The organism is Dyadobacter crusticola DSM 16708 (assembly GCF_000701505.1).
GTDB lineage: Bacteria > Bacteroidota > Bacteroidia > Cytophagales > Spirosomataceae > Dyadobacter > Dyadobacter crusticola.
Genome location: NZ_JNJB01000001.1, coordinates 340804 through 355221, shown reverse-complemented (window position 1 = coordinate 355221; position 14418 = coordinate 340804). Strand labels below are relative to the sequence as shown.

General features: G+C 46.3%; 16 protein-coding genes. 7 read left to right on the top strand and 9 right to left on the bottom strand.

Going from position 1 to position 14418, the window contains the following annotated elements:
- Positions 1-309 precede the first annotated feature (309 nt).
- The 6 genes from Q369_RS0101635 to Q369_RS0101610 all read left to right on the top strand — a co-directional run bounded on the left by Q369_RS0101635 (position 310) and on the right by Q369_RS0101610 (position 4496).
- Positions 310-960 (top strand): thioredoxin family protein, encoded by a 651-nt coding sequence (locus Q369_RS0101635; protein ID WP_031525910.1) that lies wholly within the window; start codon positions 310-312, stop codon positions 958-960.
- Between the two features lie 21 nt (positions 961-981).
- Complete coding sequence (locus Q369_RS0101630) at positions 982-1890, top strand: SMP-30/gluconolactonase/LRE family protein (RefSeq protein ID WP_031525909.1); 909 nt, start codon at positions 982-984, stop codon at positions 1888-1890.
- Positions 1891-2001: 111 nt separating this feature from the next.
- Positions 2002-2679 (top strand): DUF1361 domain-containing protein, encoded by a 678-nt coding sequence (locus Q369_RS0101625; RefSeq protein ID WP_157488004.1) that lies wholly within the window; start codon positions 2002-2004, stop codon positions 2677-2679.
- Positions 2654-3028 carry a diacylglycerol kinase family protein gene (locus Q369_RS0101620; RefSeq protein ID WP_031525905.1) on the top strand — a complete coding sequence of 125 codons (375 nt, stop codon included), beginning with the start codon at positions 2654-2656 and terminating at the stop codon, positions 3026-3028. The genes Q369_RS0101625 and Q369_RS0101620 overlap by 26 nt, the downstream gene beginning before the upstream one ends.
- A gap of 36 nt (positions 3029-3064) precedes the next feature.
- The gene (locus Q369_RS29740; RefSeq protein WP_031525903.1) at positions 3065-4180 is read left to right on the top strand and encodes a hypothetical protein; all 1116 of its coding nucleotides are present in this window, start codon (positions 3065-3067) and stop codon (positions 4178-4180) included.
- Between the two features lie 19 nt (positions 4181-4199).
- The gene (locus tag Q369_RS0101610) at positions 4200-4496 is read left to right on the top strand and encodes a winged helix-turn-helix domain-containing protein (RefSeq protein ID WP_031525902.1); all 297 of its coding nucleotides are present in this window, start codon (positions 4200-4202) and stop codon (positions 4494-4496) included.
- Positions 4497-4588: 92 nt separating this feature from the next.
- Here the strand turns inward: Q369_RS0101610 and Q369_RS0101600 are convergent, their stop codons facing one another.
- Positions 4589-5089: a DUF2911 domain-containing protein gene (locus Q369_RS0101600; RefSeq protein WP_031525901.1), complete on the bottom strand. Its 501-nt coding sequence runs from the start codon at positions 5087-5089 to the stop codon at positions 4589-4591.
- Between the two features lie 186 nt (positions 5090-5275).
- Between Q369_RS0101600 and recG the strand changes: the two genes are divergently transcribed.
- Positions 5276-7396: an ATP-dependent DNA helicase RecG gene (gene recG, locus Q369_RS0101595; protein ID WP_031525899.1), complete on the top strand. Its 2121-nt coding sequence runs from the start codon at positions 5276-5278 to the stop codon at positions 7394-7396.
- Between the two features lie 4 nt (positions 7397-7400).
- On the opposite strand, the gene Q369_RS0101590 is transcribed toward recG, so the two are convergent.
- The 8 genes from Q369_RS0101590 to Q369_RS27470 form a co-directional block, all read right to left on the bottom strand.
- Positions 7401-8744, bottom strand: a complete 1344-nt coding sequence (locus Q369_RS0101590; protein WP_031525897.1) for an FGGY-family carbohydrate kinase — start codon at positions 8742-8744, stop codon at positions 7401-7403.
- Positions 8745-8869: 125 nt separating this feature from the next.
- Positions 8870-9565: a GDSL-type esterase/lipase family protein gene (locus tag Q369_RS0101585; RefSeq protein WP_031525895.1), complete on the bottom strand. Its 696-nt coding sequence runs from the start codon at positions 9563-9565 to the stop codon at positions 8870-8872.
- A gap of 74 nt (positions 9566-9639) precedes the next feature.
- Positions 9640-10335, bottom strand: coding sequence for a hypothetical protein (locus Q369_RS0101580; protein WP_031525894.1), 696 nt, complete (start codon positions 10333-10335; stop codon positions 9640-9642).
- A 5-nt stretch (positions 10336-10340) separates the two neighbouring features.
- Entirely contained in the window at positions 10341-11021 is a 681-nt protein-coding gene (locus Q369_RS0101575; protein WP_031525892.1) for a hypothetical protein, read from the bottom strand.
- Between the two features lie 292 nt (positions 11022-11313).
- The gene (locus Q369_RS0101570; protein ID WP_031525890.1) at positions 11314-12624 is read right to left on the bottom strand and encodes a TolC family protein; all 1311 of its coding nucleotides are present in this window, start codon (positions 12622-12624) and stop codon (positions 11314-11316) included.
- Between the two features lie 17 nt (positions 12625-12641).
- A complete protein-coding gene (locus tag Q369_RS0101565) occupies positions 12642-13304 on the bottom strand; it encodes an ABC transporter ATP-binding protein (RefSeq protein WP_031525888.1) in 663 nt (220 codons plus the stop codon).
- 540 nt (positions 13305-13844) lie between these two features.
- Positions 13845-14117, bottom strand: a complete 273-nt coding sequence (locus tag Q369_RS0101560) for a Txe/YoeB family addiction module toxin (RefSeq protein ID WP_031525887.1) — start codon at positions 14115-14117, stop codon at positions 13845-13847.
- Entirely contained in the window at positions 14114-14365 is a 252-nt protein-coding gene (locus tag Q369_RS27470; RefSeq protein ID WP_035332806.1) for a type II toxin-antitoxin system Phd/YefM family antitoxin, read from the bottom strand. The genes Q369_RS0101560 and Q369_RS27470 overlap by 4 nt, the downstream gene beginning before the upstream one ends.
- Positions 14366-14418 lie beyond the last annotated feature (53 nt).

Genomic DNA, 14418 nt, shown 5'->3' with positions numbered 1-14418 from the left:
GAGAGCTAAACACAGAATGACAATAGTTTAGCGATATTATTGAGCCTGAATGCGGGGTAACTACGTATATTATTCACTCGGAGAATAGGGAAACCGCTGTATTGATTGTCTTTTGTTACATTTACCTGTGCAGCAACAGCAAAGTCGGGTCATTAAAGGAGTCTGTCACCAGACTTTTATATGATTACCAGTTACTCAAACGTTCTGTTTCTGCGGCAGTTACCATGTTTTAACAAAAATTAACAAGGCTACTTGTTACTTTTTCACAGGAATTCCGTCTCAATAGAGAATGCATTTAAATTCGACAATATGAAAATTGGTTTATGGTTTTCCCTGGTTCTATATGCAGGATTAGTGTTACCTTCTTACAGTGTAAGTCTGCAAAGGCAGGAGGCCGAGCTATACGAGCAAGGCCAGGGCGGGTACCAGATTGGCGACGCGGTAGCAGGTTTTCAGCTCAAAAACACGAATGGGAATACAGTATCCCTGGCCGATTATGCTAATGCAAAGGGTTTGATCGTGGTTTTTACAAGTAATCATTGTCCCTTTGCTAAAGCTTATGAGGACCGTATTATAGCGCTCAACAGCAAGTTTTCCGGTCAGGGATTCCCGGTAGTTGCTATCAACCCAAGTGATCCCGGCACACATCCGGATGATACTTTTGAGAAAATGAAAGAGCGGGCATTGTCCAAGAACTACGGGTATCCCTACCTGGCAGACCAGTCTCAACAGGTATCCAAAGCTTTCGGTGCAGGCAGGACACCGCAGGTTTTTGTGGTACAAAAAAGTGGTTCAAAGTTTATTGTGCGCTATATTGGCATGATTGACGACAATCCGCAGGATCCCGGCGGGGTTACAAAGCTTTATGTTGAAGAGGCTGTGAACAACCTGCTTGGAGGAAAACCTGTGGTGACCACTGTAACCAAGCCGGTGGGTTGTCCGATCAAATGGAAAAATTAAAAAACCAATGCATTAATCCCGATGAACAAACGTCTCCCTCTTCTCGCGATCACCCTATTAGTATTTGCTCAGATTGCGTTGGCACAGACCAAAAGCAAGAAATTTTCGAGCGAAGGTGAGTTTACCAGCAACTGCGAAGGCCCGGCGGTGGATGACGACGGCAATGTATACGCCGTGAACTTCGCACGGGACGGTACGATCGCGATCATGAATGGAAAGGGGAATGCGAGTTTTTTTGTGACTTTGCCAAAAGGGAGTACCGGTAACGGAATCCGGTTTGGAGATAAAAACACATTTTATGTGGCCGACTTTACAGGGCACAACATCCTGAAAGTCGACCTGATAACGAAGGATATTTCGGTTTTTGCCCATGAGCCGAAGATGAACCAGCCCAATGATCTTGCTATCACCGCCGCGGGACACATCTTTTGTTCAGACCCAAACTGGAAAGAAGGTACAGGTCAGATCTGGCATGTTTCTCCGGAAGGCAAAGTGAAGCTTGCAATGGAAAACATGGGCACTACCAATGGAATCGACGTGAGTCCTGATGAAAAGAAGCTGTATGTAAATGAGAGTGTACAGCGTAATGTATGGGCTTTTGACCTGGCTGCTGACGGGACTCTGAGTAACAAAAAACTGCTGTACCATTTTGAGGACGGCGGAATGGACGGTATGCGCTGCGACGTGAATGGGAACCTCTACATTGCGCGCCACGGAAAAGGCGAGGTCGCAATCCTTTCTCCGGAAGGTAAAATCATTCAAACCATTACTACGATCGGTAAAAAAGTATCCAACATCTGCTTTGGCGGCCGGAATGGAAAAACCTGCTACATCACATTGCAGGACCGCGGCTGTCTGGAAATGTTCAAAGCGCCGACGGCCGGAAGGGAATGGGCCATGATGAAAGCATTCGCCAAGAACAACAAATAGCAACTCCTTAGTTTTTCATTAAAAATTGTTAACTGCAATTGTAAGCTGGTGTTTAGTAATTTACTTTGTATATCAAAGTACTTTTCAGATTTATCATCAAAACTTATGATAATGGAATTTCTAGCAGGCTATTTACAGCGTAACCAGAAAATTGCATTGATCGCATTTGTGTCAGCTGCGGCAATGAGCTTATTGTTATTCAGGATCTTGCTGCACGACTGGGATTTTGTTTTTCTCGCATGGAACCTGTTTCTCGCCTGGGTACCACTTGTCTTTATCAAATGCGTCGACGAAATGGAAACCAGGCGCCGCGTACCTTTTGGGCTGCTGATGTGCTATCTCCTGGTCTGGCTGTTGTTTTTCCCTAATGCGCCTTACATTATCACTGATCTGAAACATTTACGTGGAATCGGTGACAATATCATCTGGTACGACTCGCTGATGATCTTTACTTTCTCGGTAGCAGGATTTCTCGCCGGGCTTTACAGTATCCGCATTGTGCACCGCATTATCACTGCACGCTGGAATGAGCTGCTTGCGTGGGCGGTAATTCTTTTTTCAATGATACTGAGCGGCTTTGGCGTATATCTTGGAAGGTACGGGCGCTGGAACAGCTGGGATATCCTCACAAAACCGATGTCGCTGTTCAGAGGTATTTTTGAAAGTATGCAAAATCCGCTGGCCATAAAACACACGATCACGTTTTCGTTCGTGCTGATGTTATTGTACTTTGCGTTCCACATTTTCGCAGAACTAAAACAAAATGAAGGGACCCATAGATATCCGTAAGGCACTGCGCAGTTTTACTTTCGCCGGTGTCGGGATCTTCAACCTTTTCCGGTACGAAAACAACGCCAGAATTCATTTAATTGCCTGTCTCGTTGTAGTCGCTGCGGGAGTAGCCTTCCAGATTTCAGCTACGGAATGGATGATACTTGTCATTCAGGTCGCCCTCGTTTGGGCGGCGGAAGCATTTAATACGGCACTTGAAAAGCTGGCCGACCTTGTTTCACCCGGCTATCACCCTGTGATCAAAGTTGTGAAGGATACTGCCGCCGCGGGTGTGCTGATCCTCGCTATTTCGGCAGTGATCGTAGGCGCGATTATATTCTTTCCAAAACTCATTTTATTGCTCTGATTTGTACTACCTGCATTTATTAATGTAAATATATTTATGAACTCCAACCAGGATTCCCTGCACACGCTGACCGAGATCCGCGATTTAATGGAGCGCTCGTCTAAGTTTCTTTCTCTCAGCGGGCTAAGCGGTGTATTCGCGGGCATTTTCGCTTTGATCGGCGCGGCGGCAGCTTATTTGAGATATAAAACAAATTGGTTTGAGGAGATACTAAGTCCGTTCGGGGCTTACCACGGTCCTTCGGGAAAGCCCCTCATCGGTTTTCTATTTGTGGACGGACTGCTGGTTTTGGTCCTGTCGCTGGCCGTAGGTATCCTGCTAACTGTACGGAAGGGACAGAAAAAAGGATTGACGGTTTGGAACAGCAGCTCCCGCCGATTGCTCGTAAGTATGCTGATCCCGCTCGGTACCGGTGGGGTTTTTTGCCTGGCAATGCTGCATTACGGCTTTGTCTGGCTTGTTTTTCCGGCTACGCTGCTTTTTTACGGACTGGCTTTGGTCAATGCAAGCAGGTTCACTTACCCGGAGCTTTTTTATCTGGGAATGCTGGAAATTGCGATCGGCTGCATTGCGCTGTTTATGACGGGTTATTCATTGCTCTTTTGGGCTTTCGGCTTCGGGGTACTCCACATTATTTATGGGCTTACAATGCACAACCGCTATGATCGTGACAAAAGTAAAAGTGGCAGCACAGCTGTAAAGGGTTTGATAATTGTGTTATTGATGATGTTCGGCACGCGAAGCAATGCGCAGGTAGCACCGGACAGTACGATCCGCCAGGCTATAAAGTGGTATGATAAGGAAACGATCTATTTACGCGGCGGCAATAGCTACATTAAGGATAATGTAATTTATTCGGGTCAGCGTGCATTGAAAAAAGAGTTTCTGGTATCAACTCGCGGACTTGATCTTTATATGAGATCGCGGCGGGTGAGAACTATCGGGTTGGTGATTTCGGTTGCAGGTTCAGCAGGTTCCATTATATCCCTGATTTCAGGTAACCGGGATAACCTGCGTACTTTTTTTTGGGTATCGGTGGGAACAGGTCTTGTTTCCGCCGGCTTCACAGGCAGGGCTAATAACCTGCGCGATGAAGCAGTTTGGGTAAGAAATCGCGACGTGATGCGCTTTATGCAACCCATTGTAGAGTAATTTGATGGGAGGCGAACAAATGGAATGGTTAGAGAAATTCAATAAGGTATTCGAAAGTAAGATCAGGCTGGGATTGATGTCAGTGCTGGTGGTGAATGATGCTGTCAGCTTCAACGAGCTGAAAGAGCTTCTGCAACTGACAGACGGGAATCTGGCGTCGCATTTAAAGGCTTTGGAGGAAATCAAATATGTTGAGGTTCAAAAGCAATTCGCCGGCAGAAAACCTTTAACAACCTACAAAGCCACCGACTTGGGCCACAAGGAATTTACCGAGCATTTGCAGGTGCTTGAAAATATGATCAAAGCGAATTTATAGATGGAGGAAGGAGGAAAGGGAGGAAGGAAAAAGGACGGGGGTACTGTGTTAGCAGCGCCCCGTCCTTTTTTTGTTATTCTGTATTCGGATATTTAGAACTTCACAGGAACTGAAAATCCTTCTTTGTCCCACTGAAAATCAACCGATTTGTCTTTAACTGTAAAGGTCAGTTTTTCTTCTGACGTAGCGTATTTCTTTGCAGGTACAGATACTTTCAAAACATCCTTGTCTTTGTTTTTCTCATAATCATAAGCACCTGACTGACCGAGTACGCTGTTCAGGATAATGGTCCATTGCTTTTCGCCAGGGATTGTGAACAAGCTGTAAGTGCCTGCTTTCACGTCCTTTCCAGCGAATTTTCCATCTTTCTTGAATGTGATTTCGGTTGAAGCATTTGCTCCTGTTCTCCAAATCTTGTCGTATTTTTCAAGGCTCTCGCTACCTTCTTTTCCAAATAGCACACGTCCTTTTTTAGATGGTTGTCCGTAAGCAACGCTGACATTTTTGCCTTCGGCCGTTACGCGCGGGCTTTGTGCGGAAGCCCATGTGAATGCAACCAGGGAGAAGAAAAGCGCTAAAAATGATTTTTTCATAAAAGCTAAAATTAGTTAAACAAAATAGGTGATTGGGAAACTTAAACTCCACGAAGTAATGAATTCAAAAGTTGTTAATCAAGTGCTCGCGTGCCAATCATTGCGATACGATGCAACATTAACGTTGATTAACATATCAGACGAGGGAAAACAATGGTTTTAGGGATTTCACGCTATATTTGAATAATGACATTTGACACAAATCCGACTGTAAGAACGCGCTTTTTCGATACCAAGATCGAATTTCTGAAAGGAGTAGGGCCACAAAAAGCAGCTCTGCTCAACCAGGAACTGAGCATTTTTACCTATGGCGACCTGATCCAGCATTATCCCTTCCGGCACGAAGACCGCACTGTTTTTCATCAGATTTCAAACCTGAATGAACAAATGCCAGCTGCCCAGATCAAAGGCAGGCTGCGGGAACTGACCACAGTAGGCGAGGGAGGCAAAAAACGGTTGGTAGCCTATTTTTCAGACGGTACCGGCATGATGGAGCTGGTCTGGTTCCAGAGCATCAACTGGTACGAAAAGAGCCTGCGTCCCAACACGGAATACATTGTTTACGGAAAACCAATGCATTTTGGCGGCAGGTGGAGCATTACGCATCCGGACATTGATCTGCTGACGCAGGAAAACGAGCGAGGCGGCTTTTGGCAACCTATTTACCCGCTCACCGAAAAGCTGAGGAGAAAGTTTATCGACAGTCGCGCAATCAGTAAAATGATGCGGAGCCTGCTCGAAATTTCCCGGCCGCATATCAGGGAAACGCTTCCGGAGACACTTACTCAAAAATACCGGCTGATTTCCAAGGCAGACGCTCTCTGGCATTTTCACCTACCCGAAAGCCAGAAATCGCTGCATCAGGCGCAACGGAGACTCAAATTTGAGGAGCTGTTTTACAATCAGTTCCGGTTGATTAAGAACAAGCTTTTACACAAAACTGAGTACCCCGGACTTGTTTTCTCAAAGACGCATTTAGTCAAAGCGTTTTACGAACATTTTCTTCCCTTTCAGCTTACCAATGCACAGATCAGGGTTTTGCATGAAATCCGCGAAGATCTGAATACGGGTAAGCAAATGAACCGGCTTTTACAGGGTGATGTAGGTTCCGGCAAAACGATCGTGGCATTTATCAGTATGCTTTTTGCATTGGATAATGAAGCACAGGCTTGCCTGATGGCGCCGACAGAGATTCTGGCAGACCAGCATTTTCAGGGGTTGAGAAAATTTGCCGACCTGCTTGGTGTGAATATCTGCAAGCTGACTGGTTCCACGAAGAAAAAGGAGCGCGAAATCATACATAAGCAGCTGCTCGACGGTACCATGCAGATTATCGTCGGAACGCATGCATTGATCGAGGATATTGTTCAGTTCAAAAATCTGGGCCTTTGCATTATCGATGAGCAGCACCGCTTTGGAGTTGCACAGCGGGCTAAGTTGTGGGCCAAGAATAGCCGCATTAATCCGCATATGCTGGTCATGACAGCCACGCCCATTCCGCGAACGCTCGCGATGACGCTCTACGGTGATCTAGACATTTCGGCCATTGACGAGTTGCCGGCAGGGCGGAAACCCATTAAAACAGTTCACAGGTACGATGCGCACCGGCTTTCGGTTTTTGGGTTTTTAAAAGATGAAATCGCCAAAGGAAGGCAGGTTTACATGGTTTATCCATTGATCGAGGAGTCAGAGAAAATGGATTTGAAGGATTTGATGGATGGTTACGAAAGTGTATCCCGCGCGTTTCCGGATGTTCCGCTGAGTATTTTGCATGGAAAGATGAAAGCCCAGGATAAGGACTTTGAAATGGGACGATTTGTTCGGAACGAAACCAAGATCATGGTCGCTACTACTGTAATTGAAGTGGGAGTGAACGTGCCGAATGCGTCGGTAATGGTGATTGAAAATGCTGAACGTTTTGGCTTGTCTCAACTACACCAGCTGCGCGGCAGGGTAGGGCGGGGCGCCGAACAGTCGTACTGCATTCTGATCACGGATTACAAAATTTCGAAAGATACCAAGCTGCGGATCGAAACAATGTGCCGCACCAATGACGGATTTGAAATTGCCGAAGTGGATTTGCAGCTGCGCGGGCCAGGAGATATTTCAGGAACGCAGCAAAGCGGGCTTGTGGACCTGCTGGTTGCAAATCTTGCCCAGGATGGTGAGATACTGAAAGCGGCGCGCCAGTCCGCCGAGGAGATATTGGAAAAAGATCCTGATCTGGTGGAAGCTGTCAACCAGCCGATCCGACTGCATTTGGCAAACCTACGTAAAGAGGAAACCAACTGGAGCCGGATCAGTTAATAGATCAAAGTACTATTTCTTTTATTTCTTCTATAAAATCAAATGTCTGCGGACGTGTGACGTGCAGGGCAGCTCCGAGGGAAGTCGCGTAGGGCAAGTCGGTCGCGTACACTTTGTGGTCCGGATAATGGCGGGCAATCAGTTTGGTGAAAATCTCGTTTCTAGCAAAACCCCCGTCGATATATATTGCCTGGACTTCGTTTACTGCTATCAGGTCAAGCGACACAAACAGCAGTTCGGTCAAGCCTTTAATCAGGTGATGATAGGCGATTTCAGCCGAAGAGAATGCACTTACCTGCCATTCCTGAGTATTTGGCTCCGGGAACGGGCCGTTTCCTGTCATGCATGCTGAGTAGAACTTCGGTGTATCCAGGTTGAGATATGCTTCATTGAACACAACGCTTTTGTAAAAATCGGGTTCAACCCGGAAGTACTCTGCAATGCGCGCAACCTGGAAATCGTGCTCACGTCCCAGGAACAAACGGGATGCGGTAACCCCGCTGCCTTCCGGCGTGAGGTAGTTCATACAGTCACGTTCGAGCTGGTAGGAGGTAAGCGGTTTTGATGCAAAAGAATTGAAGTTAATGCACCAGGTACCTGTTGAAAGCAGCACAAATGGTTTTTTGACGGCCATTCGGTACGGGATCAATGCAGAGGAACTATCGTGCAAGCCAAATCCTGACTGTACACCCTTGTCGCCGTGACGGTAGATGAAAGACGATGAAGCAAGTACCGGGGCCAGCTTTTTGTGAATACCTTCTTCTTTAACCCACTCGTGGTAATCCCACATTTCAAAACTCCACAATGCTGTGTGACAGCCCAGGGAGGTATAATCGCTCACTTTGCGGCCTGTCAGCAGATATAGAATGTACTGGGGCAGGTGCAGCGTGGTAGCGATCTGCTTGTAAATGTCAGGTTTGGTATGTTTCAGCCAGTAAAGCTGCATTCCCGAGTTCAGCATACCCATTGCAGGGGAACCTGTTTGAAGCGAAATCCGCGTCGGATCGCCGTAGGTGCTGTAAAAGTTCCTCAGCAGGTCCTCAGGAAATGGTTTCAGGTAAGAATAAAGCGGGGTAAGTGGCTTATTGGCAGCATCCAGGTGGACAAGGCTCGCGCCGTAAGCAGCTACATTAACAGCCTTGACATCGTATTCGGGATTAGCCAGCAGCTCATTCCATCGGTCCTGGACCCATTTAGTCAGCAGCTCGCAATCCTCTGTAGGAAACCCGTCCTCGTCGGTCGTCTCCGGCAACGATTCGGAGAATTCTTTAACGATCTCGTACTTTTCATTGAAGAGCACGTACTTTTTATTAGTCCTTCCAATGTCAAAAACCGCTGTTACTTTCATTAGCTAATGTTGTATCACTTTTACCCGGAAATATATTTTTTCGGTTAATATAGTGACTTTACGTTAAAACATGTACCCTTATTCTTTGTTTGTAAAATCTTGTTTATTGCCCGTTTTACCCACTATCAGGATGTTTTTTCAAGGATAGGTTTGAAAACCCGGGTCCACCTGCGGTAGCCTTCTTCATTCATGTGCAGGCTGTCGCTGGTGAAAATTGCTCCGTCCGGACGCCCATCTTTTAGCATAACCGGCCACACGTCAATGTATTTATGGTTCTTATCGGATCTGATAAAATCCTGAATGAGCTTGTTGGCTTTGATTACATCCTCCTTTCTGTCCCAGCGCGAGGGAGAAGGTTTCAGAGAAACGCCGTAAATGAGTACGTCAGGCTGTTTGTCGCGGATCGTTTTCGTAAGTGTCACATAAGCGTCGCGTACCTGCTCGGGTGTTTTCTTCTTTTTGCCAAACATATCGTTCTCACAATAGATGACTACGGTTTTTGGCTTGTATTTGGTAATGGTGCGGTCGGCGTAGTGGATTACTTCGGGCAAGGTGGAGCCGCCGAATCCCCTGTTGATAATCGGCAAAGGCGCCAGGTCTTCCGCGGCTGACTGCCATTTAGTAAATGAAGAACTACCCGTAAAGACAATTCCACCCGGAGCAGGCATCTGCTCAGCATCCTTTTTTTCGAAATTCAAAATCGCGTTCTCAGATCTATTCACCTCGTAGTCAGGCTGCCAGGGTGCGTCGAGGTTGTTGTAGTTGGGTTTGTGACAGGCTGTGAATGCCAGCAGCAGGAGGAATAATGATTGTTTTTTCATTCTAACAAAAAGTGGATATGCCCAAATAAGGCATATCCACCGTATTTTTAATGTATTGAAGCAAGTATCTTTTATTATTTCATACCATAAAAATACCGCAAACCCAGTCCAATACTTCCTGATGAAATGTTCGGCGAAAAGGAATAACTAATTCCGTTTCCTTCGTATTTAATATTTTCACCATTGGGGTATTTATTCTGAAAATACTCGGTGGTCAAAACTCCATAACCAATACTGATCGGATTCAGGAATGCAAAGCCGCCTTGAACCGCCCATTTGGGCGATAAGCGCCAAACTACTCCCGCACTGATGCCGGCGCTTAAATTGATTGAATTGATCTTGCTTTCATAAACCAGCTCGTTATTGGTAACCGCGTTGTTGGTTTTGAACTGATACCCGAGGTTCAACGCAGGTCGGGCGTATAATGCAAATTTTTCACCCACCGACTTGTAAAACTCAGCAAAACGCTCAACTCCTAAGCTGAGCTCCCCCAAACTGTTGGGATCTGGTTTATAGTAGCTGTTACTCTGAATATTTAAAGAGTGTGTCAGGCCCCAGCCGACTGCCCGATTGTCTTTGGAAAATTTACCCAAAGAGATGTTGATATGATGATTATAGGCATTCGTATTGGGCTCGTTGCCTTTTTGCCTCACATTATTGAGGTTGTTAAAAAACGACCCGCTGATAAACGATTCGCCTGCCTGAAACTGTGCCGTTGCAATATGGTTCAATAAAACCAGCAGCAGGAATGTAAATATGGAATTTTTCATTGCTCTCAGTTTTTAGGGAAGATATATTTGGCGACGCGGAGGGTAATTACATTTGGGAATGCTGTAGCAATACCGGTATTGAGTGTAAATACGCTGGGAGCGTCATCTTTGAAAGGAACATAATTAGCATTCAGAGAGAGGATATCTGCAAAACCTTCGATGGCCCAGCCATTTTTCTTCGAAACATAAGCAATACCCGGTTTGATACTCACTCCGTATTGCCAGAAATCTCTGTACTCGTTAACCGGCGTGCTGCCCTGGATATTAGTAGTTCTGATCCATTGATATTGAGGCCCAAGCTCACCGTGCAGGAACACCGACCAGTTGCTGCTTCCCAGCGATTTGTACTGGCGGATAAAGGGCAGTAACGCAATCCCCTGTGAAAGTTGGCTGTTCGCAAGATCATTTTCATCGTATTTCGTGCGGTTATACGTTACATTATACCGAACGCCCAGTCCCAGCATAGTACGCTCCCCGATCATTTTTCCAAACTGGATTTCCGGCGCAATGGTGTGTCGCCGGGTCCTCGCAGAATTAAGCGGATCAGCGGGTTCTTTACTCCTTGAAGTTTCCCCATCAAAACTGATCGTACCGCCCACATACCCGGTCCCTTTTTGTATCTGTCCGTGAGCATTCCCGACAAGGAACCAGGTTCCAAGTAAGGCAAATAGAAGAAGTTGTTTCATGACTCTCGTTGTTAGTTTGATGCAGGCAATATACATATCATTAAGTCACCTGAGAATTATTTAAAATATTTTAACTAAAACACAAAAAAAAGAGGCCGCCCCAGCAGGACAGCCTCTTAAAAATTACCGGTACCAAATTTAACCTAACAAGAATTTATGGGGAACATCGGCTGTCGAACGTCGGCAATCGGCTTTCGGCAATCGGCTTTTACTTTGAACTCCCATCGCAAGCCGAAGTATGACAGCCAACAGCCGAAGTATACCTGCGACAGCCGACGGTCGAAGTCCCCCTTTAAAATACCCCTTCCCAGTTCCCCTGGCGGTAATATTGTAGTAGTCTTTGCTGCATTAAGAAGTCATATTTTGCCTGAATTGCATTGGCCTGGGCTTTGCTCAGGTTTGCTTTTGCAAGTGTATATTCAAAACTATTGGCAATACCTGCATTTAGCTTGCTTTCTACCACCGCAAAGCTGGCTGTGAGCGATTCTACCTGGTCGCGGGCCGCAGCATATTTATCGGCCAATGCATCCAGGTTGAGCACAGCCTGCTCGATCGCCTGCCGGAGCTGCTGGTTGGTTACATCCAGCGTGTTCTGCGCAAGCCGCTCCTGGACTTTGGCAAGCTCAACCCGCGGCCGCGTAACCCAGCGGCCCATGATCGGAATATTCAGGCTGAGCAGCAACGAACCGTTTCGCGTAGAGTTCAGTTGGTTCAGGTAATCCAGTTTCCGGTTGCTGGTTGCATAAAACGCTCTCATGCTCGCGCCCAGACTAAGCGAAGGGTAATTAGCCGCTTTAATGGATTTGACTTGATATTTGAAGCTTTCCCTGTACAGCTCAGCACTTTTTATTTCGGGAAAAATCCGCTGGGCACTTTCATAAAGAGCAAGCGCATCCTCTTTTCGCTGCAAAGTGTCTTTGGGATTCAGTATTTCAAACTGGATCTTATCGTCTGGCGTGATGTTCATCCGTTGAAAAAGCGCGAGTCGCGCTGTGCGATAATTGTTCAATGCGGTGATCTGTGCGAATTTATCATTGGAAAGCTGCGCCTTGATCTCGTAAAGCAGATTAGCGCCTACGGTACCTGCATTTACCTGCTTCGAAACGCGGTCGACCTGCTGTTCCGAGGAGAGTACCTGCTGCGTCGCCGCTTCAAGGAGTGCATTGGTGGCAAGTACATTTACATATCCCTGCATCAAAAGAATGGTCTGCGCATTCAGCACCGCTGTCCGGTTTTCTACCGCCGATTCTTTCAGCAGGACACCCTGGCGGATCTGGTTCTGTAATTTGAAGCCCTGGAAAACGGGTATAGAAAAGCCCGTCCCGATCGCATTCAAACCATAAACCTCATCTATATACGCATTGGTATACTGGTCGATGCTCCGCCCCATATTGAAGCTTTGATCGGCCCCGATGTAGATCTGCGGCATGATTTGCGACCTCGTTTGCCGCAGCTGTGCCTGTGCTGCTTCGGCCTGCAGGTTCCCTTGCTGATAGGTAAGGTTGTTCTTGATCAGCAGGTCGACGCAATCTGCAAGGCTAAGGGTGGTCTGGGCCTGGCTGAACAGAGGCAGCAGGCAAACAAGTAGAAAAAAACGTTTCATGGCTAATAGGTATTTTTTTAGGCTAACCAGCCGTCTTTCAGGCGAACTACGCGGTTGCCATATTCGGCATTTGTTTCTGAATGAGTTACTTGTACAATCGTTACCTTATCTTCCTGGTTGAGTTTCTGAAATAACTCCATAATCTCGATCGACTGCTCCGAATGCAGGTTACCGGTTGGTTCATCGGCAAAAATCACTTTCGGGTTATGTACGATCGCCCTGGCGACACCTACCAGCTGCTGCTGGCCTCCCGACAGTTGGTGCGGGAAAAGGTCTTTTTTTGCGACCATATTGAATCTGTCGAGCAATTCTGCCACCCTGCTTTTCCGCTCGGAAGATGAAGTTCCCTTGTAGAGCAGCGGCGTTTCAATGTTTTCATAAACCGTCAATTCGTCAATCAAATGGTAAGCCTGGAACACAAAACCAATGTGGTGGCGGTGCAATTCTGTGCGCTTCTTTTCTGACAATTTTTGAACAGGCTCGTCGAGAAAGAGGTATTCACCTTCCGAAGGCTCTTCCAGCAAGCCCAGGATATGCAGCAGGGTAGATTTTCCCGAGCCCGACGGACCCATAATGGAAACAAACTCACCTTCTTTTATATGTAAATCAATGTGACGCAAAACGTAGGTTTTGCCAAATCCTGCCGGGTAGTACTTTGATATCTTTTCTAACTTAATCATAAAAAATGTTGGGTTTGAGATTCAGGTTGTAATTACGGACAAGCGTTTTGAAAAACAAATCCGTTGCCATCGTCTCTTATGCCAATCCTATTTTAAAAACCCTTGCCAGAATAGTATTCAGCTGGTATTTAGTGGGTTAACATTGATTTGAATGGATTGATCGTTCAAAAACGTACAAATGTGTACGGTATCGGACGAAGCAGACGGACAACCTGAAAAGCTTGTGCAGTTCACTCCGATCTGAGAGAAAGTGTTGGTTAGCGGCGGCGGCCTTCGCCCCTTACACACCGACTGTGAGCATTGTAAATGAAGAGTTTAGACGGGGTTCTACACAAGTCTACAACTCCATCCTTGCTGTTAAAAATGAGCTTATTCAAGTTCCTAAGGTTGAAATTGCCTATTTGAGAGAGAATAAGAGGTTTCGGAAAGAAAAAATAAGGAGTTAAAACCTTTGCCGATGTGGCAAACTGTAATGCAGGAGGAAATAATGATACTCAGAGAACATTCCGGCAGCGGATTTGGGGTAAATATTTCATTGAACTACTCATAATGCCCCTTTGCAGAAATAATCGTAACGGTGATTTTGTTTTCGTCTACGGCATAAACGAGGCGGTGTTCCTGGCTAATCCTACGAGACCAGAAGCCGGCCAGATCGTATTTTAACTGCTCAGGCTGGCCCGTACCGGTATATGGGTGCTCAGTTAGCTCGTCGAGCAGCTTTCGGATTTTCTTCAGGACAGGCTTGTTTCCGGATTTTTTCAGTTTTTCAATCCCATCCAGAGCCTTGTCAGTAAAAGCTATCTGATAGCTCATAGGCCAAGCAGCTGGTCAAAATCCGCTTTATCTACTTTGGTCGTTTTTCCAGCGCGGTACTGGTCAATGCCTTCCTGGATTTCAGTGATTACCTGGGGATCCATGAAGTAGCGGTCCTTCTTACCGACGGGCGTGAGCACATAAGCCTTCTCTTTTCCTCTTTGTATGACAACCTGCTGATTACTGTCAACCAGGTCCATATATTTCTTTTGGTTATCGCGAAACTCGCGGGAGCTGATCACTATCATAATCCTTGCTTTTGTGTACCACTTTGGTACGCAAAATACAGATAAATAGTTCA